Source organism: Streptomyces pactum, from assembly GCF_016031615.1.
Taxonomy (GTDB): domain Bacteria; phylum Actinomycetota; class Actinomycetes; order Streptomycetales; family Streptomycetaceae; genus Streptomyces; species Streptomyces pactus.
Genome location: NZ_JACYXC010000001.1, coordinates 329,937 through 349,382, shown reverse-complemented (window position 1 = coordinate 349,382; position 19,446 = coordinate 329,937). Strand labels below are relative to the sequence as shown.

16 protein-coding genes are annotated in these 19,446 nt (G+C 75.1%); 8 read left to right on the top strand and 8 right to left on the bottom strand.

The genetic code is table 11. From position 1 onward, the window contains the following. Nucleotides 1–328: 328 nt before the first annotated feature. A complete protein-coding gene (locus tag IHE55_RS01400) occupies nucleotides 329–1,234 on the bottom strand; it encodes an arginase family protein (RefSeq protein WP_197987338.1) in 906 nt (301 codons plus the stop codon). 348 nt (nucleotides 1,235–1,582) lie between these two features. Between IHE55_RS01400 and IHE55_RS01395 the strand changes: the two genes are divergently transcribed. Together IHE55_RS01395 and IHE55_RS01390 are read left to right on the top strand one after the other, a co-directional pair. After that, on the top strand, nucleotides 1,583–2,113 hold the full coding sequence (locus tag IHE55_RS01395) for a GNAT family N-acetyltransferase (protein ID WP_197987337.1): 531 nt from the start codon (nucleotides 1,583–1,585) through the stop codon (nucleotides 2,111–2,113). Nucleotides 2,114–2,204: 91 nt separating this feature from the next. Further along, nucleotides 2,205–2,747: a GNAT family N-acetyltransferase gene (locus IHE55_RS01390; RefSeq protein ID WP_197987336.1), complete on the top strand. Its 543-nt coding sequence runs from the start codon at nucleotides 2,205–2,207 to the stop codon at nucleotides 2,745–2,747. Between the two features lie 190 nt (nucleotides 2,748–2,937). Here the strand turns inward: IHE55_RS01390 and IHE55_RS01385 are convergent, their stop codons facing one another. Next, nucleotides 2,938–3,477, bottom strand: a complete 540-nt coding sequence (locus IHE55_RS01385; protein WP_197987335.1) for a PadR family transcriptional regulator — start codon at nucleotides 3,475–3,477, stop codon at nucleotides 2,938–2,940. A gap of 103 nt (nucleotides 3,478–3,580) precedes the next feature. Between IHE55_RS01385 and IHE55_RS01380 the strand changes: the two genes are divergently transcribed. Both IHE55_RS01380 and IHE55_RS01375 read left to right on the top strand, forming a co-directional pair. Beyond that, a complete protein-coding gene (locus IHE55_RS01380) occupies nucleotides 3,581–4,339 on the top strand; it encodes an alpha/beta fold hydrolase (RefSeq protein ID WP_307826452.1) in 759 nt (252 codons plus the stop codon). Between the two features lie 831 nt (nucleotides 4,340–5,170). Beyond that, on the top strand, nucleotides 5,171–5,581 hold the full coding sequence (locus IHE55_RS01375) for a roadblock/LC7 domain-containing protein (RefSeq protein WP_197987333.1): 411 nt from the start codon (nucleotides 5,171–5,173) through the stop codon (nucleotides 5,579–5,581). A gap of 81 nt (nucleotides 5,582–5,662) precedes the next feature. On the opposite strand, the gene IHE55_RS01370 is transcribed toward IHE55_RS01375, so the two are convergent. The 3 genes from IHE55_RS01370 to IHE55_RS01360 form a co-directional block, all read right to left on the bottom strand. After that, complete coding sequence (locus IHE55_RS01370) at nucleotides 5,663–6,682, bottom strand: glucosyl-3-phosphoglycerate synthase (RefSeq protein WP_197987332.1); 1,020 nt, start codon at nucleotides 6,680–6,682, stop codon at nucleotides 5,663–5,665. A 164-nt stretch (nucleotides 6,683–6,846) separates the two neighbouring features. Then, nucleotides 6,847–7,710, bottom strand: coding sequence for an acyl-CoA thioesterase (locus IHE55_RS01365; protein WP_197987331.1), 864 nt, complete (start codon nucleotides 7,708–7,710; stop codon nucleotides 6,847–6,849). 286 nt (nucleotides 7,711–7,996) lie between these two features. Then, nucleotides 7,997–10,573, bottom strand: coding sequence for a DEAD/DEAH box helicase (locus IHE55_RS01360; protein WP_232265405.1), 2,577 nt, complete (start codon nucleotides 10,571–10,573; stop codon nucleotides 7,997–7,999). 84 nt (nucleotides 10,574–10,657) lie between these two features. Here IHE55_RS01360 and IHE55_RS01355 point away from each other — a divergent pair, with 84 nt between their 5' ends. Both IHE55_RS01355 and IHE55_RS01350 read left to right on the top strand, forming a co-directional pair. Continuing rightward, entirely contained in the window at nucleotides 10,658–11,446 is a 789-nt protein-coding gene (locus tag IHE55_RS01355; protein ID WP_197987329.1) for a metal-dependent hydrolase, read from the top strand. A 329-nt stretch (nucleotides 11,447–11,775) separates the two neighbouring features. Continuing rightward, nucleotides 11,776–12,528 (top strand): L,D-transpeptidase family protein, encoded by a 753-nt coding sequence (locus tag IHE55_RS01350; protein ID WP_197987328.1) that lies wholly within the window; start codon nucleotides 11,776–11,778, stop codon nucleotides 12,526–12,528. 104 nt (nucleotides 12,529–12,632) lie between these two features. Here the strand turns inward: IHE55_RS01350 and IHE55_RS01345 are convergent, their stop codons facing one another. Next, nucleotides 12,633–14,075, bottom strand: coding sequence for a Gfo/Idh/MocA family protein (locus IHE55_RS01345; RefSeq protein WP_197987327.1), 1,443 nt, complete (start codon nucleotides 14,073–14,075; stop codon nucleotides 12,633–12,635). A 141-nt stretch (nucleotides 14,076–14,216) separates the two neighbouring features. Next, nucleotides 14,217–14,678: a MarR family winged helix-turn-helix transcriptional regulator gene (locus IHE55_RS01340; RefSeq protein ID WP_197987326.1), complete on the bottom strand. Its 462-nt coding sequence runs from the start codon at nucleotides 14,676–14,678 to the stop codon at nucleotides 14,217–14,219. Between the two features lie 108 nt (nucleotides 14,679–14,786). Here IHE55_RS01340 and IHE55_RS01335 point away from each other — a divergent pair, with 108 nt between their 5' ends. Both IHE55_RS01335 and IHE55_RS01330 read left to right on the top strand, forming a co-directional pair. Beyond that, nucleotides 14,787–16,631 carry an ABC transporter ATP-binding protein gene (locus IHE55_RS01335; RefSeq protein WP_197987325.1) on the top strand — a complete coding sequence of 615 codons (1,845 nt, stop codon included), beginning with the start codon at nucleotides 14,787–14,789 and terminating at the stop codon, nucleotides 16,629–16,631. A gap of 180 nt (nucleotides 16,632–16,811) precedes the next feature. After that, nucleotides 16,812–17,591, top strand: coding sequence for a maleylpyruvate isomerase family mycothiol-dependent enzyme (locus IHE55_RS01330; RefSeq protein WP_197987324.1), 780 nt, complete (start codon nucleotides 16,812–16,814; stop codon nucleotides 17,589–17,591). A gap of 400 nt (nucleotides 17,592–17,991) precedes the next feature. Here IHE55_RS01330 and IHE55_RS01325 read toward each other — a convergent pair whose 3' ends face one another. Further along, nucleotides 17,992–19,158, bottom strand: coding sequence for a CaiB/BaiF CoA transferase family protein (locus tag IHE55_RS01325; RefSeq protein ID WP_197991708.1), 1,167 nt, complete (start codon nucleotides 19,156–19,158; stop codon nucleotides 17,992–17,994). Nucleotides 19,159–19,446 lie beyond the last annotated feature (288 nt).

Sequence of the window (19,446 nt, the reverse complement as noted above, 5' to 3'; positions counted from 1 at the left end):
ACCGGCGGGTGTCCGTGGCGGCGGCGCGTCGCCGGCGGGTGTCCGTGGCGGCGGCGCGTCACCGTCGGGTGTCCGTGAAGGGCGACGGGGAGGCCGGGGTCGTCCCGGTGCCCGCGGGAGGCTCACCGGCCGTGCCGCCGGCGACGGTCCGGCGGGCGCCGGGCGGGGTGGCCCCGGCGGCACCCCGCGGCCGGGGCCCGCCGGCGCCCCGGTCAGGTCCGGCCGGCCCGCCCGCCGGCCGCGCGGAACCCGCCGCGGCGACGCGCCCGTCCCGCGAGGGACACCCGCCGCGCGGCACGCCCGTCCCCGGGCGCGGCGGACCCGCCGGTCACGACCGGGCGAAGGCGTCCACCACGATGTCGGCGAGCAGCGCCCCCGCCGTGCCGTCCGGGTCGAGATCGGGGTCGTAGATGGTGACGTTGAACCCGACGCAGAGCGGGGAGGCCAGCAACGGGCGCAGCAGAGCGACGAGTTCGGCCGGCAGGAGCCCGTCGGCGTCGGGGCTGTCCACGGCGGGCATGACATCCGGGTCGAGCACGTCGGCGTCCAGGTGGACCCAGAAGCCGGACACCTCCGGGCTCGGGAAGGACCGCGCGGTGGCCCGGGCGAGCGCGTCCGCGCCCCGCTCGCGCAGGTCGCCGACGGTCACCACGGGGACCCCCAGGGCGGCGAGTTCCACACAGTCCTCGTCGTCCCGGAAGGCGTCACGGACCCCGAAGAACCGCACGTCCTCGTCGCGCAGATAGGGCTTGAGCCCTTCGAGGTCCGTCAGGTCGTCCTGCCCCCGCCCGGTGGCGAGCGCGACCTCCTCGCCGCCGGCCGCGCCGATCCGGGAGGAGTTGCCGGGGTGCCGGAAGTCCGGCGAGGCATCGACCGCGACGAGCCCGTACCGCCCCAGGCGGCGCAGCGCGAGCGAGGCGCCGAGCTGGATCGAGCAGTCACCACCGAGAACGACGGGGAAGTCCCCGCCGCGGACATGGTGTTCGATCCGGTCGGCGAGCGTGCGGGTGTAGGAGGCCAGCGCGGCGGCGTTGAAGACCCCGTCGCCCTCCTGCCAGCCCCCCAGGTCGTACCGCGGCGGCACCACCACACCGCCCTCCGCCGCGCCCAGCCGCCGCACGATCCGCTGTTCCCGCAGGGCTCCGGCGAGCTTGTAGCAGCCGGGGACGGTGCCCGGGGCGGGCGGGCGCAGCCCCAGGTTGGAGGGGGCGTCGATCACCACGATGTTCCGCATGCGGCCCATCCTCGGTGACGCGGAGCCGGACGTTCAACCCGTTCGGCCAGGGGTGACGGGGCAGGTGGCGTCTCGTGGGCGGGTGCCCGCGGCTCCCGCGGGACGCCGGCCGAGGGCGCCGGTCCCGGCACGGCGGGTCCCGGTCCCCGCCGCCGGGCGCCCGGGAGCCGCCCGCCGCCGGGGGACCTGGCGTGCCCGGGGCACCGCCGCTTCCGCCGGGAACACCCGCACGGCGGCGGCCGGTCCGGGGGCGCCACGGCGGCCGCCGACCGGCCACGGGCGGTGTGGCCGGCAGTGCCGGTGGATATTCGCTGGTCGCCGCTCGCCGGTGGTGGTCATACTGCCGCGATGGATCCGGTGACTCTTGAGACCGAACGTCTGGTGCTGCGGGCCTTCACGCCTGCCGACGTGGACGCGGTGTACGAGGCCTGCCAGGACGAGGACATCCAGTTCTACACCCCGGTGCCGGTGCCGTACCGGCGTGCGGACGCGGAGAAGCTCGTCGGCGAGAAGCTGCCCGCCCGGTGGGCCGAGGACAAGGACTACACCCTCGGCGCGTTCCGCAAGGACACCGGCGCCCTGGTCGGCTCGTACTGCCTGACCCTGATCAGCCGGGGCGTCTGGGAACTCGGTTACTGGGCGGTCCGGGAACAGCGTGGACACGGGTACTCGGTGGAGGCCGCCCGGGCGCTGTGCGACTGGGGCTGGGCCACCCTCGACGTCCACCGCATCGAGTGGTGGGCCATGGTCGGGAACACCGGCTCGCGTGCCGTCGCCGAGAAACTCGGCTTCACCGTCGAAGGAACACTGCGCCGTCGCGGCATCGCCAACGACGGCCAGCCGCACGACTGGTGGGTGGGCGGACTGCTGCGGCCCTGATGCCCGGGCCGGCGGGCGAAGCGCGGCGCGCCGCCCGGCGAGCGGGGAGGAGGCCGTGGCGGCGGGCCCGTGGGTGATCCACAATGGCGGGATGGTCACGCTGCGAACTCCCCGTCTGATCCTGCGCCGCTGGCGCGAGGCGGACATCGGACCGATGGCCGCGGTCAACGCCGACCCCGAGGTCATGCGGTGGATCCGGGACGGCAGCGTCCGTGACGAACAGCAGACGCGCGCCTCGGTCCGGGCGTGGGAGAGCGAGTGGGAGTCCCGGGGCTTCGGGCTGTTCGCCGTGGAGATCCGGTCCACCGGCGAACTGGCCGGATTCACCGGCCTGTCGGTGCCCGGTTACCTGCCGGAGATACTGCCGGCGGTCGAGGTCGGCTGGCGGCTCGGGCGTGCGCACTGGGGGCAGGGTCTGGCCACCGAGGCCGCGGTGGCCGCCGTGCGGTTCGCGTTCGAGGGCCGAGGGCTCGACCGGATCGTCAGCGTCGCCCAGGTGGGCAACGACGCCTCCGAGCGGATCATGAGCAAGCTGGGGATGCGTCCGGTCCGCGAGATCCTCGACGACACCTGCGGCCGGCGGCTGCGGGTGCACGCCCTGTCGTCGGACGAGTACACCGCCATCGCCCGCTGACGGCACCCGCCGGGACGTGACCCGCGGCCGGCCGCGCGTCCGCCGCGACAACGCGTCGAGACCCTACGGACCTCGGGGCGGAGCGGGAGCCGCCGGCCGGACGGCCGCTGCGGGCGCGGCCTGTCCCGGCCGCCTCTCACGGTGCTCATGACAGGACCGTACGAGGCGGTGGCGCCGGCGGCCGGGCCGGTCAGCCGGCCGGCCGGTCCCCGCGCAGCGCCGCCAGCGTCTCGTCCAGCCAGGTGAGTTCGGCCCGGGTGGTGGCCCGGGCGATGGTGAGGACCCCGCGCCGGAACGGGTCGTCCACCTCCTCGGCGCGCAGCGGCCGGTCGCCCTCGTGGAAGAAGCTGGTGGGCTGCCGCAGGAACACCAGCCGGCGCTCCAGCACGGCCGCCTGGGTGTGCGGGTCGTCCAGGTGGCGCAGGAACGACAGCACGGTGAACCAGCGGTTCTCGTCGGTGATGTCCGTCGGCGCCGGGTCGGCGAGCCGGCGCCGCAGCTCGGCGCGGCCGTCCTCGGTCAGGGTGAGGACGTGCCGGGGTGCCGCGCCGCTGCCCGGCCGGGTCTCCCGGGCCAGCAGCCCGGCCCTCTCCAGGCGCTTGATGGCCGGGTAGAGCGTGCTCTCCGCCACCGGTTTCACATGCCCGGTCAGCGCGGTGATGCGCTTGCGCAGCTCGTAGCCGTGCAGCGGACTGTCGTGGAGAAAACCCAGGATGGCGAGTTCCAGCATGCCCGCATTCTGCCCCACCGGCGGTGTACCTCGCTGCCGCAATACATCGGCCTCGATGTATAGTCCGTCCGGAGAAGACCCGACGACCCGGACAGGAGCAGCCGTGCGACACACCGCGTTCACCCCGGCCGGCGACCTCATCGCCTGGACCGAAGCGGCGGGGGAGGGACCCGCGCGCGTCTACGTGCACGGCCTGGGCGCCGCCTGCGCCCCCTATCACGCCCATGTCGCGGCCGATCCGGCACTGGCCGGCCGCCGTTCGCTCTTCGTCGACCTGCCCGGCCACGGCCTCAGCGACCGCCCCCGGGGCTTCGGCTACACCCTGGAGGACCACGCCCGCGCGCTCGGCCGGGTGCTCGACGCCGCGGGGATCCGCGGCGCCGAGGTGGTCGGCCACAGCATGGGCGGGTCGGTCGCCGTGGTCCTCGCCCACCACCGCCCGGAGCTGGTCTCCCGGTTGGTCCTGGCGGAGCCCAACCTGGACCCGGACCCGCCGGCCACCGCCGGCAGCAGCGGTATCGCCCGGTACACCGAGGAGGAGTTCGTCCACGGCGGAGGGATGGCGCGGACCCTGGAACGCGTCGGCCCGGTGTGGCGGGCGACGATGCGCCTGGCCGACCCCACCGCCCTGCACCGCAGCGCCGTGGGCCTGGTGCGCGGCACCCGGCCGACGATGCGGCGGCTGCTCACCGGTCTCGGCGTCCCCCGGACCCTGCTGACCGGCGCGCTCAGCCCGGCACCGGCCGGCCGGGCCGAGCTGGCAGCCGCCGGGGTGCGGCTGGTGACGGTGCCGGGGGCCGGACACAACATCATGTTCGACAACCCCGCCGGCTACACCGCCGCGATAGCCGCCCGCCCCTGAAGCCGGTGCGGCCGGGACCGCGCACCGGTCCGCGGGGCCGCACCGCTCCGGAGTCCGACCGCCCCCCGAAGCCCGACCGCACCCCGGTGGCCGGACCGTCCTCCGGTGTCCGGTGCCGGCGCCGCGCCCGCCCGGACCGTGCCGCGCCCGCCCGGACTGTGCTCCCGCGGTGCCGGACCGGGGCGCTCCGGCCCGGCCGGCGGCGGTCCCGGGTGGCCCGGAAGCGATCAGTTTCGGTCGAATAACCGGCGTCCGTCGGCCTGTTGGCCGCTGTCCGGCACCGGCGTGGCCGTCCGGTCGCCCCGCGGTCCGGTGGCCGTCCCGGCCGACCCCGGGCTGACCTGCGGTTCGGCGGGCGTGCCGGGGCCGGCCCCGGCACGCCGCGCACCGTTCCCACCGGTGGTCCGGGTGGCGGTGCGGGCGGTCCGGGTCCGCCCGGTGGCCGGTCCGGGACACGACGCCACGGCGTTACGTACGCAAAGGGTGACCGGTCACCGTCCGGCCGGGGCACCGCCCGGACGGGCCGCGCCGGCACCCGCCGGGCTCCCGCGGCCGGCCCGCCTTCGGAGCCCGCCCCGCCCCGTGATCAGCGCGAACCGGACCGTAGGTGCGGGCCGGCCCGCTCGCCGGGCGCCCGCGCGTACCGGCCGGCCCCGGCGGCCCGCCGGTGCCACCGTTGCTTCGCCATTGTCATCGTCGTGTCCCCGCCCGGTGCCAACGCGCCGACGTGACCGGTGTGACGGGCGGGTCGGGTTGCCCAGGGTGGCGTCGGTGGGCAAGGCTGGCCCGGCAGCTGTGGGGAGATGGCAGGGGACGGGGAGGCATCACGGTATGACATTCAGCAAGGGGCTCGACTGGCTGCTGGACGATCTGACGGAGCGGATCGAGCACATACGGCACGCGCTGGTGCTGTCCAACGACGGACTGGTGACCGGCGCGTCCGCCTCGCTGGCGCGGCAGGACGCCGAACACCTCGCCGCGGTCTCGTCCGGCCTGCACAGCCTCGCCAAGGGGTCGGGGCTGCACTTCGGCACCGGCGGGGTGCGGCAGACCATGGTCGAGTACGAGGAGGGGGTGCTCTTCGTGACCGCCGCCGGCGACGGCAGCTGTCTGTGCGTCCTGAGCGGACCGGAGAGCGACGTGGGGCAGATCGCCTACGAGATGGCGCTGATGGTGAACCGGGTGGGTGAACACCTGGGCGTGGAGGCCAGGCAGCAGGGCGGCCGGACCAGCCACCTGTGACCCGGCCGGCACCGCCCGTCCGGGCGGTGCCACCGCCGCGCGGGTGCCGCCGGCCGGGCTCCGGGCGGCGGCACCCCTCGGTCAGCGCACCCGCGCCACGACCGGCTGCGGCCCCTCCGGGCCGAGGGTGTCCAGCGGCGGCCGCTCGATCAGCGGCTCGTGGTACGTGGTGGTGAGCAGGCCCCGCGGTGTCGCGGCGGCGTGCACGAAACGGGTGTAGGCGCTGCCGTCGCCGATGAAGCGGCCGGCGGCGCCGGACCGGGTGCCCGCCCGGTCCAGGATGGTGCGGGCGACGGCGTACCCCATCCGGGACAGCGCGGTCAGGGACTGGTGCCGGTTGATCCGGCCGCCGAGGTCCACCTCGGCCAGGGACGCGACGCCGCCTCGTGCCGCCGCGTCGATGAGCAGCCCCACGTCGACGCCGTACCCGGTGACGAACGGCAGCGAGCGCAGCAGCGACCGGTGCCCGGCGAACTCGCCGGCGAGCGGCTGGGCGAACCCGGCCAGCTCCGGGAAGAACACGTTGAGCAGCGGCTTGGCGGCGATCTCGGTCACCCGCCCGCCCGCGTCCTCGTCCACCACGTCGTGCCGGGCGAACGGGCGGCGGAACGCCCCCTTGGTGAACCGGATGCCGGGGTCGGTGAGCATCGGGCCGAGGATGCCCGCCACCAGTTCGGGCCGGAAGTCCCGGGAGTCGGTGTCGGCGAAGGCCACCAGGTCGCCCTCGGCCACGGACAGCCCGCGCCACAGCGCGTCGCCCTTGCCGAGGTTCGGCCCGTAACCCGGCATCAGGTCCGACTCCAGGTACACCTCCGCGTCGAAGCCGCGGGCGATGTCGGCGGTGCCGTCGTCCCCGTCACTGGCCACCACCACGACCTGATCGACCAGGGGCACCGCGTCCGCCTCCACCGGCCGGCGCAGCGCCGACAGCTCGGTGAGCACCGTGCCGATGGTCTCGGCCACCTGCCGGGCCGGCAGGATCACCGTGACCGTGGTCCCGGCCTGCCGCTTGCGTCGGGCCAGCCGTTCCAGATCGGCGAACGCCCCCCGGGCGAACCGTCGGGGACCGGTCACCCGCGAGGCGGTGTCCGTGTTCAGCATGGGTTCTCCTCACGTCGGCGGCCGGGACGGCGGGCGCGGCCCGGGCGCGGGCCCGCCGGGGAGGGCGGAGCCGCGCGCTCACGTCGCACCGGCAGCATCTCCCCGCGGCCACGCGGGTGCACCCGGGCTTCACCCAGCCGGATGAGGCCGCCCCCGCGCCGGACTCAGCCGAGCTTGCGGAACAGCCCCTCCTGCATCACCGACACCAGCAGCCGTCCGTCCCGGTCGAAGATCAGCCCACGGGCCAGCCCCCGGCCCCCGGTGGCGATCGGCGACTCCTGCTGGTACAGGAACCACTCGTCGGCGCGGAACGGCCGGTGGAACCACATGGCGTGGTCCAGCGACGCCATGTCGAAGCCCCGCGGGCCCCACAGCGGCTCGACCGGGATGCGCACCGCGTCCAGCAGCGTCATGTCGCTGGCGTAGGTGAGGGCGCAGGTGTGCACCAGCGGATCGTCGCCCAGCGGGCCCAGCGCCCGCATCCACACCCCGCTGCGCGGCTCGGCCCCGGCCAGCTCCCGCGCCGACCACCGCAGCCGCTCCACGTACCGGATGTCGAACGCCTGCCGCCGCTCCATGACGCGCAGCGCCTCCGGCAGCTCGCCCAGGTGGGCCCGGAGCTCCTCGCCGATCCGCGGCAGGCTCTCCGGCGCCGGGACGTCCGGCATCGGCACCTGGTGCTCGATGCCCGGCTCGGGCTCGTGGAAGGAGGCCGTCAGGTTGAAGATGGTGCGGCCCTCCTGGACCGCCACCACCCGCCGGGTGGTGAAGGACCGGCCGTCCCGCACCCGCTCCACCTGGTAGACGATGGGCACCCCGGGCGCGCCGGGCCGCAGGAAGTAGGCGTGCAGCGAGTGCACCGGGCGCCGCCCGTCGGTGGTCCGCCCGGCGGCCACCAGCGCCTGTCCCGCCACCTGCCCGCCGAACACCCGCTGCAGCGACTCGTCGGGGCTGTGACCGCGGAAGATGTTCTGCTCGATCCGCTCCAGGTCGAGCAGATCGACCAGACGCTCGGCGGGGGTGGTCATGGCTGGTGCCTTTCTGCCGGGGACTCGCCGTGGGGGCGTGGGCGAGACTACCCCCGCCCAGGTCACCGGCGGGGACGGGCACCGGTGCCGCGGGCCGTGGCAACCGGGCGGCGCCGTGGCACCCGGCCGGGGCCCGGCCCCCCGGGCGGCGCCGTCCGGTCACGCGTACCGGCACCGGGCCGCGGCGCGCGGGCCGCCCGGGCCGCGGATCACCCCGTGCGGCGCCCCGCGGCCGACCCGCCGCCGCGGCGGGGTCCGGTCACGGCCCGGCGAGCGGTCGTCCGGCCTACAGCGGACCGACGCCGGTGACCCGGACGACCGCGCGCCCCTCCTCGTCGGAGGCGGCCAGGTCCACCTCGGCGGAGATGCCCCAGTCGTGGTCACCCTCGGGGTCGGCGAAGGTCTGCCGCACCCGCCACAGCCCGTGCTCCGGCTGCTCCTCGATCCGCAGCAGCTTCGGGCCGCGGGCCTCCGGACCGGTGCCCAGCTCCTCGTACTCGTCCCAGTACGCGTCCATCGCCGCGGCCCAGCGCTCCTCGTCCCAGCCGGACTCCTCGTCCAGCTCGCCCAGCTCCGCGACCTTGTCCAGCGCGGCCAGCTCCACCCTGCGGAACATCGCGTTGCGCACCAGCACCCGGAACGCCCGCGCGTTGGCGGTGACCGGCTTGACCTGGTCGGCCCGCTCCTGCGCCTCCTCCGCCGTCAGCTCCTCGGGGTTGGCCAGCTGCTCCCACTCGTCCAGCAGGCTGGAGTCCACCTGGCGCACCAGCTCGCCCAGCCAGGCGATCAGGTCCTGGAAGTCGTCGGACTTCAGGTCGTCGGGCACGGTGTGGTCCAGCGCCTTGTACGCGCTCGCCAGGTAGCGCAGCACGATGCCCTCGGTGCGCGCCAGGTCGTAGAAGGAGACGAACTCGGTGAAGGTCATCGCCCGCTCGTACATGTCGCGGACCACCGACTTCGGGGAGAGCGGGTGGTCGCCGACCCACGGATGGCTGCGGCGGTACAGCCCGTAGGCGTGGAACAGCAGCTCCTCCAGCGGCTTGGGGTGCGACACCTCCTGGAGCCGCTCCATCCGCTCCTCGTACTCGACGCCGTCCGCCTTCATCGCCGCCACGGCCTCGCCGCGCGCCTTGTTCTGCTGGGCCATCAGGATCTGCCGCGGGTCGTCCAGCGTGGACTCCACCACCGAGACCATGTCCAGCGCGTACGACGGCGACTCGGGGTCCAGCAGCTCGAAGGCGGCCAGCGCGAACGTCGACAGCGGCTGGTTCAGGGCGAAGTCCTGCTGGAGATCGACGGTCAGCCGAACGATGCGCCCCTCCGCGTCCGGTTCCGGCAGCCGCTCGACGATGCCGCCGTCGAGCAGCGACCGGTAGATCGCGATGGCCCGCCGGATGTGCCGCAGCTGGTTCCGGCGCGGCTCGTGGTTGTCCTCCAGCAGCCGCCGCATCGCCTCGAACGCGTTGCCCGGACGGGCGATCACCGACAGCAGCATGGCGTGCGTCACCCGGAACCGCGAGGTCAGCGGCTCGGGGTCGGCGGCGATGAGCTTCTCGAAGGTGTTCTGGCCCCAGTTGACGAAGCCCTCGGGCGCCTTCTTGCGCACCACCTTGCGGCGCTTCTTGGGATCGTCCCCCGCCTTGGCGAGGGCCTTCTCGTTCTCCACCACGTGCTCGGGCGCCTGGGCCACCACCAGACCGGCGGTGTCGAAGCCGGCCCGCCCGGCCCGCCCGGCGATCTGGTGGAACTCCCGGGCCCGCAGGGTGCGCACCCGCTGCCCGTCGTACTTGGTGAGCGCGGTGAACAGCACCGTGCGGATCGGTACGTTGACCCCCACACCCAGGGTGTCGGTGCCGCAGATCACCTTCAGCAGACCCGCCTGCGCCAGCTTCTCCACCAGCCGCCGGTACTTCGGCAGCATCCCGGCGTGGTGCACCCCGATGCCGTGGCGGACGTAACGCGACAGGTTCCGGCCGAACTTGGTGGTGAAGCGGAAGTTGCCGATCAGATCGGCGATCTGGTCCTTCTCCGCGCGGGTGCACATGTTGATGCTCATCAGCGCCTGCGCCCGCTCCACCGCCGCGGCCTGGGTGAAGTGGACGATGTAGACCGGGGCCTGCCGGGTCTCCAGCAGCTCGGTCAGCGTCTCGGTGAGCGGGGTGGTGCGGTACTCGTAGCTCAGCGGCACCGGACGGGTCGCGGAGCGGACCACGGCGGTGGGACGGCCGGTCCGCCGGGTCAGGTCCTCCTCGAACCGGGACACATCGCCCAGCGTCGCCGACATCAGGATGAACTGCGCCTGCGGCAGCTCCAGCAACGGGATCTGCCAGGCCCAGCCGCGGTCCGGTTCGGCGTAGAAGTGGAACTCGTCCATCACCACCTGGCCGACGTCGGCGTCCCGGCCGTCCCGCAGCGCGATGGACGCCAGCACCTCGGCGGTGCAGCAGATGACCGGGGCGTCGGCGTTGACCGAGGCGTCGCCGGTGAGCATGCCGACGTTCTCGGTGCCGAAGATCTTGCACAGCTCGAAGAACTTCTCCGACACCAGCGCCTTGATCGGCGCGGTGTAGAAGGTCACCTGGTCGTTCGCGAGCGCGGTGAAGTGGGCGCCGGCCGCCACCAGGCTCTTCCCCGAGCCGGTCGGCGTGGACAGGATCACGTTGGCGCCCGACACCACCTCGATCAGCGCTTCCTCCTGGGCGGGGTACAAGGAGATCCCGCGCCCCTCCACCCAGGTCGAGAACGCCTCGAAAAGCGCATCGGGGTCGGCGTCGCTCGGCAGCTGATCGATAAGAGTCTTCACGTTCCTATACTGCCTGCTCCCCGGACCCGCCCGGGACCTGCCCGCACGGGTGAAGATCATCCGCCGCTAGGCTGTGCCCGGACGGACACGCCCGCTCCGCACCGGGCGGGGCGAGGAGCGGACCGGCAGGGGCGGGGAACGGACATGATGGGACCGGCGCATTCGCTGTCCGGGGCGGCCGCGTGGCTGGGGGTCGGCGCGGCGGCCGGGGCCACCGGGCACCCGATGCCCTGGCCGGTGCTGGTGGTCGGCGCGCTGATCTGCGCCGGGGCGGCGCTCGCCCCGGACCTGGACCACCGCTCGGCGACGATATCCCGGGCCTTCGGGCCGATCTCGCGCGGCCTGTGCGAGGTGATCGACCGGCTGTCGTACGCGGTGTACCGGGCGACCCGGAAACCGGGCGACCCGCGCCGCTCCGGCGGCCACCGCACCCTCACCCACACCTGGGTGTGGGCGGTGCTGATCGGCGCCGGCGCCTCGCTGCTGGCGGTCACCGGAGACCGCTGGGCGGTGCTGGGCATCCTCTTCGTGCACGTGGTGCTCGCCGTCGAGGGCCTGCTGTGGCGCATGGCACGGGTCTCCAGCGATGTGCTGGTGTGGCTGCTGGGCGCCGCCGGCGCCTGGATCCTCGCCGGGGTGCTGGACGAACCGGGGAACGGCTCGGACTGGCTCTTCGGCGCCGGCCACGCGTACCTGTGGCTCGGCCTGCCCATCGTGCTCGGCGCGCTGGTGCACGACATCGGTGACGCGCTGACCGTGTCCGGCTGCCCGATCCTGTGGCCCATCCCCATCGGCCGCAGGCGCTGGTACCCGGTGGGGCCGCCGCGCGGCCTGCGGTTCCGGGCCGGCAGCTGGGTGGAGCTGAAGGTCCTCACCCCCGCCTTCATGGTGCTCGGCGGTCTGGGCGGGCTGGGCGCGCTCGGCTATCTGTGACGCGCCCGGCCGCGGGCGTCCGCGCCCGCGACGCGGCCGGTGACGGCTCACCACGGGTGGCGGGGCGTCCGTCCGGAAGCGGACGCGGCGGCGTCCTTCCGTTCGTCCAGCCGGCCGCCGGCGACCGGCGGCGGCCGGACCCGGGACGGCCAGGCGCCGGGGTACGGGGGCGCCGGCCTGCAGGGGGGTGCTGCCCCCGGCCACGGCGAGCACGCCGGGGCGCGTCGTCACGGCCGGCGGACGCCGGACGCCGCGGCGTCCGGCGCGGCACCGGCGCGGTACGGCCGGCCGGTGACCCCGGGCGCGGCGGCGGTGCGACGATGGGGGGCATGCGTACGCCCGGAACCCCCATCCTCCGCCGGACCGCCCTCACCGCCGCGGCCGGCGTGCTGCTGGCCGGCTGCGGCGGCCCGGCGGGGCAGGACGGCGGCCGGGGCGGCGGCGACCGGGGCGGTACGGCGTCCCGCACCGCCGCCCCCGGCGCGTCACCCACCGCCGACCCCACCCGGATCCCCGGGGTGGGCGACACCCTCCACGCCCGTATCCCGGCCGACTCCGGCCAGGTGGTGGCGGTCTACGGCCGCGGGCCCGACTCCGCCGACGCCACCGTGGTGCTCTACACCCGGCGGGACGGCGCCTGGCAGCGCACCCGGCAGTGGTCCGGGCACAACGGCAAGCGCGGCTGGACCACCGACCACCGGCAGGGCGACCGGCGCAGCCCGGTCGGGGTCTTCACGCTCAGCGACGCCGGCGGGGTGCTGCCCGATCCCGGGGCGCGGCTGCCGTACACCGCCGACCCCGCCTTCGCCGCTCCGCGCTCCTGGTCCCGCAGCCACTGGCACGACTTCGACTACGTCATCGCCATCGACTACAACCGGGTGCGCGGCACCAGCCCGCTGGACCCCACCCGCCCCCAGGGGCAGGAGAAGGGCGGCAGCATCTGGCTGCACCTGGACCACGGCAGCGGGACGTCGGGCTGTGTGAGCCTGCCCAGGTCCGGGATGGAGTACCTGCTCAGGACGGTGGACCCGGCACAGCATCCGGTGGTGGTGATGGGGGACCGGGCGCACCTGGCCGCCTGAGCGCACCACCGCCCGGCTCCCGGGGCGGCCCTGGCCGGACCCGCCGGCCGCCCCGGGGGCCGGGCCGCCGACCGCCGGCGGCACCGCGGCGGCGGCCCGGGCCGTCAGCCGGCCGGTTCGGCCGAGTCCACGCCGGGCCGGGCCTTGCGCCACAGCCCGCGGGTGAAGTCCGGGATCTCCTGCGGGGCGCCGCCCGCCTTGATCGACCGGTGGCTCAGCGGCACCGGGGCGGTCCAGGTGGCCGCGTCGTAGACGTCGAAGTCGGGCACCAGACCCAGCCGCATGCACTGGACGAGGCGGTAGAGCATGATGTAGTCCATGCCGCCGTGGCCGCCGGGCGGGTTGCTGTGCTTCTTCCACAGCCAGTGGTCCCAGTCCGCGTACGCCCCGAAGTCGCCCCACCGGTCGTCGGTCATCTCCGGCTCCAGGTAGATCCGCGCCGGGTAGTCCTCGAACACCCCCTTGGTGCCGCCGAGGATGTTCAGCCGGCTGTACGGGTGGGGGTTGGACACGGCGTGCTCCAGCCGGATCACCCGGCCCTTGGCCGTCTGCACCAGGGAGATCGACATGTCGCTCTCGATGTAGCTCTCCTTCCAGCTCGGGTGACCCGGCGGCATGTGCTGGGCGCGGTAGGCGGCCAGGCCCAGCGCGGGGGAGCCGAAGGTGGAGATGCGCACCGCGCGGTCGCCGCGGTTGACGTCCATGTAGTTGGCGACCGGGCCGAACCCGTGGTTGGGGTAGAGGTCGCCCCGCAGCCGGGTGTGCCACAGGCGCCGCCAGGGCCCCTCGTAGTAGTCGGGGTCGAACATCAGCCCGCGCAGGTCGTGGATGTAGGCGCCCGCGCCGTGCAGCAGCTCGCCGAAGAGCCCGGCGTGCGCCATGCGCAGCACCCGCATCTCGTTCCGGCCGTAGCAGCAGTTCTCCAGCTGCATGCAGTGGCGCCGGGTGCGCTCGGAGACGTCCACCAGCTCCCACAGCTGGTCCAGTTCGAGGGCGAGCGGACACTCCACGCCCACGTGCTTGCCGTGCTCCATGGCCGTCCGGCACATCTCGTAGTGCCAGTCCCAGGGCGTGGCGACGTAGACGAAGTCCACGTCCCGGCGCTCGCACAGCCGCACGAAGTCCCGGTCGCCGCCGGTATACCGGGCCGGGGCCGGCTGTCCGGCGGCGGTGACCTTGGCCGCCGCCGCCTCGGCCTTCTCCCGCACCGGGTCGCACAGCGCGGTCACCCGGACCCCGGGCAGCGCCAGGAACAGGTCGATCATGCTGCCACCGCGCTGCCCGAGGCCGATGATGCCCACGCGCACCGTCTCCCGGCGCTCGAACGGGACTTCGTGCGGCTGTGCGAGCGCCGGGACGTGGACTTCGTCTACGTCGCCACGCCCTCGGGGGGCGTGGCGGGCGCGGCCGGAGCGGCGGGGGGCGGAGCGGGGGGCCGCGGCGGCGGACGGGGAGGCGGCCGCCCCCAGGCCGATCCCGGCCCCGGCGGCGCCGGCGCCCCACAGCACGGAACGGCGGCTCGGCTGCTGCGGTGTTGCCTCGTGCATCGATCCTCCCGGAGAAGAACGGACGTACCCGGCCGGTGGTGAACCGTCGTCAGGACCCTGACGGGTGGGGTGCACGGGACACAAGGGAGCTGCTTGGACTCCTGTCGCGGGTGGTTGGACGAAGCCGCGGCCGGCCGGCGGTCAGCAGTCGCGCTCCGGGTCGTCGGCCAGCGCGTCCAGCAGGCCGCCCAGCTCCCGGCGCTGTGCCTCGGTGAGCGGGGCCAGCACGTCCTCGGCCGCGGCGCGCCGGGCGTCCCGCAGCGCGCGCAGGGTGCCCCGGCCGGCCTCGGTCAGCTCGATGCGGATCACCCGGCGGTTGGCCGGATCGGGGACCCGGCGCACCGAGCCGTGCGCCTCCAGGGCGTCCACCAGGGTGGTCACCGCGCGCGGCACCACCTCCAGCCGCTGGGCGAGGTCGGCCATCCGCGGCGGGCGGCCGTCCGCGTCCCGGCGGGCCACCGTGCGCAGCAGCCGGGCCTGGGCCGGGGTGACGCCCAGCGGTTCGAGGTACCGGCGCTGGGCCCGGTGGAGCCGGCGGGTGAGGCGGAGCAGCTGCTCGGCGAGACGGCCGGAGGCGTCGGCGGCCGGGGCGGGCGAGGACATGCCCCGACTCTAGCAGGATGTACTTCATTGTGAACTTAGGTAAATATGAGCTACGCTCGGTGGGACTCTGCCGCCGCCCCGTCCCGGCCCGTGCCCCGGAAGGAGCCCATGCACCACGACGGCCCCGAATGGACCCCGCCGCCCGCCGACCCCGAACGCCCGGCCCAGGTACGCCGCATCCTCGGCCTGTTCCGCCCCTACCGCGGCCGGCTCGCCGTGGTCGGGCTGCTGGTCGCCGCGTCCTCGCTGGTCTCGGTGGCCTCGCCGTTCCTGCTCCGGGAGATCCTCGACACCGCCATCCCGCAGGGGCGGACCGGGCTGCTGAGCCTGCTGGCGCTCGGCATGATCGCGGCGGCCGTGCTGGGCGGCGTCTTCGGCGTCGTGCAGACCCTGGTGTCCACCACGGTCGGGCAGCGGGTGATGCACGATCTGCGGACCGCCGTCTACGACCGGCTGCAGCGCATGCCGCTGGCCTTCTTCACCCGCACCCGCACCGGCGAGGTGCAGTCCCGGATCGCCAACGACATCGGCGGCATGCAGGCCACCGTGACCTCCACCGCGACCTCGCTGGTCTCCAACCTCACCAGCGTCGTCGCCACCGTGGTGGCGATGCTCGCCCTCGACTGGCGGCTGACGGTCGTCTCGCTGCTGCTGCTGCCGGTGTTCGTCTGGATCAGCCGCCGGGTGGGGCAGGAGCGGAAGAAGATCACCTCGCAGCGGCAGAAGCAGATGGCGGCGATGTCGGCGATGGTCACCGAGTCGCTGTCGGTGAGCGGCATCCTGCTGGGGCGCACCATGGGCCGCTCCGACTCGCTGACCGAGGCGTTCGCCCGGGAGTCCGACCGGCTGGTGGGGCTGGAGATCCGCTCCAGCATGGCCGGCCGGTGGCGGATGGCCACCATCGGAGTGGTGATGGCCGCGATGCCCGCCCTGATCTACTGGGCCGCGGGCCTGGCGCTGCAGGCGGGCGGCCCCGCCGTCTCCATCGGCACCCTGGTCGCCTTCGTCTCCCTCCAGCAGGGCCTGTTCCGGCCGACGGTGAGCCTGCTGTCCACCGGGGTGCAGATCCAGAGCAGCCTCGCCCTCTTCCAGCGGATCTTCGAGTACCTGGACATGCCGGTGGACATCACCGAGCCCGACCGCCCGGTCCGGCTGGAGACGATCCGCGGCGAGGTCCGCTTCGAACGGGTGGACTTCGCCTACGAACCGGGCGAGGACGGAGCCGGCCGGCCCACCCTCCGCGGCATCGACCTGACCGTCCCCGCCGGCAGCAGCCTCGCCGTCGTGGGCCCCACCGGCTCCGGGAAGAGCACCCTGAGCCACCTGGTGCCGCGGCTGTACGACGTGACCGGAGGCCGGGTGCTGCTGGACGGCGTGGACGTCCGCGACCTGGACTTCGACTCGCTCGCCCGCGCCGTCGGCGTGGTCTCCCAGGAGACGTACCTCTTCCACGCCTCGGTCGCCGACAACCTGCGGTTCGCCAAGCCGGACGCCACCGAGGAGGAGATGGTGGAGGCGGCCCGGGCGGCGCAGATCCACGACCACATCGCCTCCCTCCCCGACGGCTACGACACCGTCGTCGGGGAGCGCGGCCACCGCTTCTCCGGCGGCGAGAAGCAGCGGCTGGCCATCGCCCGCACCATCCTGCGCGACCCGCCGGTGCTCATCCTCGACGAGGCCACCAGCGCGCTGGACACCCGGACCGAACACGCCGTCCAGCAGGCCATCGACGCGCTGTCGGCCGGCCGCACCACCATCACCATCGCGCACCGGCTCTCCACGGTCCGGGACGCCGACCTGATCGTCGTCCTGGACGGCGGACGCATCGTGGAGCGGGGCACCCACGACGAACTGCTCCGCCGGGGCGGCCGCTACGCCGCCCTGGTGCGCCGGGACACCCGGGGAAGTACCCCCGACCCGGAACCCGTGCGGTCCCCGGACCCGGTGGGCTGAGCCCGGCCCGGCAGGTGGTCGGGTGCCGTCCGCCGGCCCGGCGGCCGGGGGCGGCGGACGGTCCGCCGCACCGGCGGGTAGCGGGCCGCACGGACCCGCGGTGGCGGACCGGGGCGCGGCGGGCGGCGAACCGGCGGGCCCCCAAGCGGAGTTGCGGACGCCACCCCGTACGGTGGCGCCATGACGCTGTTCACCTTCGAACGTTACTGCGACGAGATCGTCGATCAGACCGACCAGCTGCGGAAAACCGTCCGGGGCGCCGACCTGTCCGCCCCCGTCCCCTCCTGCCCCGACTGGACCATCGGGCAGCTGCTCCGGCACGTCGGCGGCGCGCACCGCTGGGTGGAGACCATCGTGCGCACCCGCGCCCCGGGGCCCATCCCCCAGCAGGAGGACCACGGCCTCGCCGACGACGCCACGGAGATCGACGGCTGGCTCGCCGAAGGGGCCGCGCAGCTCGCCGGGACGCTGCGGGAGGCCGGCACCGAGGCCCAGATGTGGACGGCGGTGCCCGGACGGACCACCTTGTTCTGGGCCCGCCGCATGGTGCACGAGACCGTGGTCCACCGGGCCGACGCGGCGCTGGCCGCCGGGGCGGAGTACCCGCTCGCCACGGACGTCGCGGTGGACGCGCTCGACGAGTGGATGGAGCTGGGCGCGCTGCCGCAGCTGATGGAACTCCACCCAGAGCGGCGCGAACTGCTCGGCCCCGGCCGGACCCTCCACCTGCACGCCACCGACACCGGGCCGCAGACGGCGGCGGAGTGGCTGGTGGACCTCGGCGGCGAGGCCGTCACCTGGCGCCGGGCCCACGAGAAGGCCGCCGTGGCGGTGCGCGGCCCGGTCACCGACCTGCTGCTCCTGGTCTACCGGCGGACCCCCGCCGACCACCCGGGCCTTGAGGTCCTCGGCGACGCGGAGCTGCTCGACTTCTGGCTGGAGCGGGTCGCGTTCGGCTGAGCGTCACGTTCCGCGGGCCGTCGCGCCACCCTTCCGCCGGCCGGCCTGGCTGCCGGTCAGGCGGTCGGCCGGCGGGCGGTCGGGGGGTGGCCTGCGGAACGGCCTCCGGTGCGCGGTGCGCGGGTGCGCCGGCGTGTTGGCCCGGCCCGGGTCCCCGGGGATCCGTGTCCGGGGCAGCCGGCCCGTGGGTCCCCGGCGGCGCGAGCACACCCGCGCGGGGCCGGCCGGGACCACGGCGCCCCGCCGCGTCCGGCCGGGGTGAGGGCGCCCGGCCGCCACCGGCCCTCGCCGGGCACACCCTCACGCCGGGCACCGCACCCTCCCGACGGGCACCGCACCCTCACGGCGGGGACGGTGCCCTCATGCCGGGGACGGTGTCCTCATGCCGGGGACGGTGTCCTCATGCCGGGGACGGCGCCCGGTCCGCCGGACCGCTCCCCGGACCGGCGAACTCGGCGCGGACCGCCTCGGTGTGCTCGCCCAGTGAGGGCACCGGCCGCATCGGCGCCCGCCGCCCCGCCACCTCCACCGGCGGCAGCAGACCGCGCAGCGGGCCCACCGGCGAGTCGAAGTCCTGCCACCGGTCACGCGCCGCCAGCTGCGGATGACCGGCGAACTCCGCGACCGTGCGCAGTCGCGCGGCGGCGATCCCCGCCCCGTCCAGCAGCGCGAGCAGCCCGTCCGCGGTGTGGCCGGCGAAACACCCCTCCAGCTGGCCGGTCAGCTCCTCGTCGTGCGCGTGGCGCAGCGGGTTGTCCGCGAACCGCGGGTCCCGGACCAGCTCCGGGCGGCGCAGCACCCGCTCGCACAGCGCCACCCACTCGCGGTCGTTCTGCACGCTGAGGAAGATCTGCGCGCCGTCCCCGCACCGGTACGCCCCGTAGGGGGAGATGGACGGATGGCGGGCGCCGCTGCGCCGCACCGGGGTGCCCCCGAACGCCTGCGCGTAGTACGGGTGGCCCATCCACTCGCCCAGCGCGTCCAGCAGCGAGACCGACAGCGACGTGCCCCGCCCGGTGCGCGTCCGTTCGTACAGTGCCGTCAGGATGCCGCTGTAGGCGTACATCCCGCCCGCGATGTCGGCGATCGAGATGCCGGCGCGCGCCGGGACCTCGGGGCCACCGGTGATCGACACCAGCCCCGTCTCGCACTGGACGAGCAGGTCGTACGCCTTCTTGTCACGGTACGGGCCGGTGCCGCCGTAACCGGTGATCTCGCAGGTGATCAGCCGCGGGTGGCGGGCGCGCAGCGTGCCGGCGGCCAGCCCCAGCCGGTCGCACGCGCCCGGCCGCAGGTTCTGCACGAACACGTCGGCGCGGGAGATCATCGCGTCCAGCAGCGCCCGGTCCGCCTCCTGGCGCAGATCGAGCACCACGCTCTCCTTGCCGCGGTTGACCCAGACGAAATACGCCGACATGCCCTTGACCGTACGGTCGTAGTCGCGGGCGAAGTCTCCCCGCCCGGGGCGTTCCACCTTGATCACCCGTGCCCCGAGGTCGGCGAGCTGACGGGTGGCGTACGGCGCGGCGACGGCCTGTTCCAGGGCGACCACCGTGATCCCGGCCAGCGGCTGCCGTGCCCCGGCGCGGCCGCCCGGTCCGGGGTCGGGCCGCGCCGCGAGCCCAGGATCCCGGGGCGCCGGGGGTGTCGGGGGTGACGGGTGTGGGGGTGCCGTCGTCGGCACGGCCGGTGAGGGCCACACGGTGTTCTCCTGACGGTCGGTTCGACTGCCGGCGACGGGTTTCGGGCCGCCGGGCCGTTCCCGATGAGCATGCACCGGCCGTCAAGGGGCGGCCGGGGGCCGGGCGGACAGGCGACGGTGTGGACGGGGGCGGGTGGACGGAGCCGCGGCCGG

Coding starts and splice junctions, on each gene's coding strand:
- IHE55_RS01340 (WP_197987326.1), bottom strand. CDS start 14,678: ATGTCCTCGCCCGCCCCGGCCGCCGACGCCTCCGGCCGTCTCGCCGAG.
- IHE55_RS01370 (WP_197987332.1), bottom strand. CDS start 6,682: ATGCTGAACACGGACACCGCCTCGCGGGTGACCGGTCCCCGACGGTTC.
- IHE55_RS01400 (WP_197987338.1), bottom strand. CDS start 1,234: ATGCGGAACATCGTGGTGATCGACGCCCCCTCCAACCTGGGGCTGCGC.
- IHE55_RS01330 (WP_197987324.1), top strand. CDS start 16,812: ATGACGCTGTTCACCTTCGAACGTTACTGCGACGAGATCGTCGATCAG.
- IHE55_RS01390 (WP_197987336.1), top strand. CDS start 2,205: ATGGTCACGCTGCGAACTCCCCGTCTGATCCTGCGCCGCTGGCGCGAG.
- IHE55_RS01335 (WP_197987325.1), top strand. CDS start 14,787: ATGCACCACGACGGCCCCGAATGGACCCCGCCGCCCGCCGACCCCGAA.
- IHE55_RS01375 (WP_197987333.1), top strand. CDS start 5,171: ATGACATTCAGCAAGGGGCTCGACTGGCTGCTGGACGATCTGACGGAG.
- IHE55_RS01360 (WP_232265405.1), bottom strand. CDS start 10,573: ATGATCTTCACCCGTGCGGGCAGGTCCCGGGCGGGTCCGGGGAGCAGG.
- IHE55_RS01365 (WP_197987331.1), bottom strand. CDS start 7,710: ATGACCACCCCCGCCGAGCGTCTGGTCGATCTGCTCGACCTGGAGCGG.
- IHE55_RS01395 (WP_197987337.1), top strand. CDS start 1,583: ATGGATCCGGTGACTCTTGAGACCGAACGTCTGGTGCTGCGGGCCTTC.
- IHE55_RS01355 (WP_197987329.1), top strand. CDS start 10,658: ATGATGGGACCGGCGCATTCGCTGTCCGGGGCGGCCGCGTGGCTGGGG.
- IHE55_RS01350 (WP_197987328.1), top strand. CDS start 11,776: ATGCGTACGCCCGGAACCCCCATCCTCCGCCGGACCGCCCTCACCGCC.
- IHE55_RS01385 (WP_197987335.1), bottom strand. CDS start 3,477: ATGCTGGAACTCGCCATCCTGGGTTTTCTCCACGACAGTCCGCTGCAC.
- IHE55_RS01345 (WP_197987327.1), bottom strand. CDS start 14,075: ATGCACGAGGCAACACCGCAGCAGCCGAGCCGCCGTTCCGTGCTGTGG.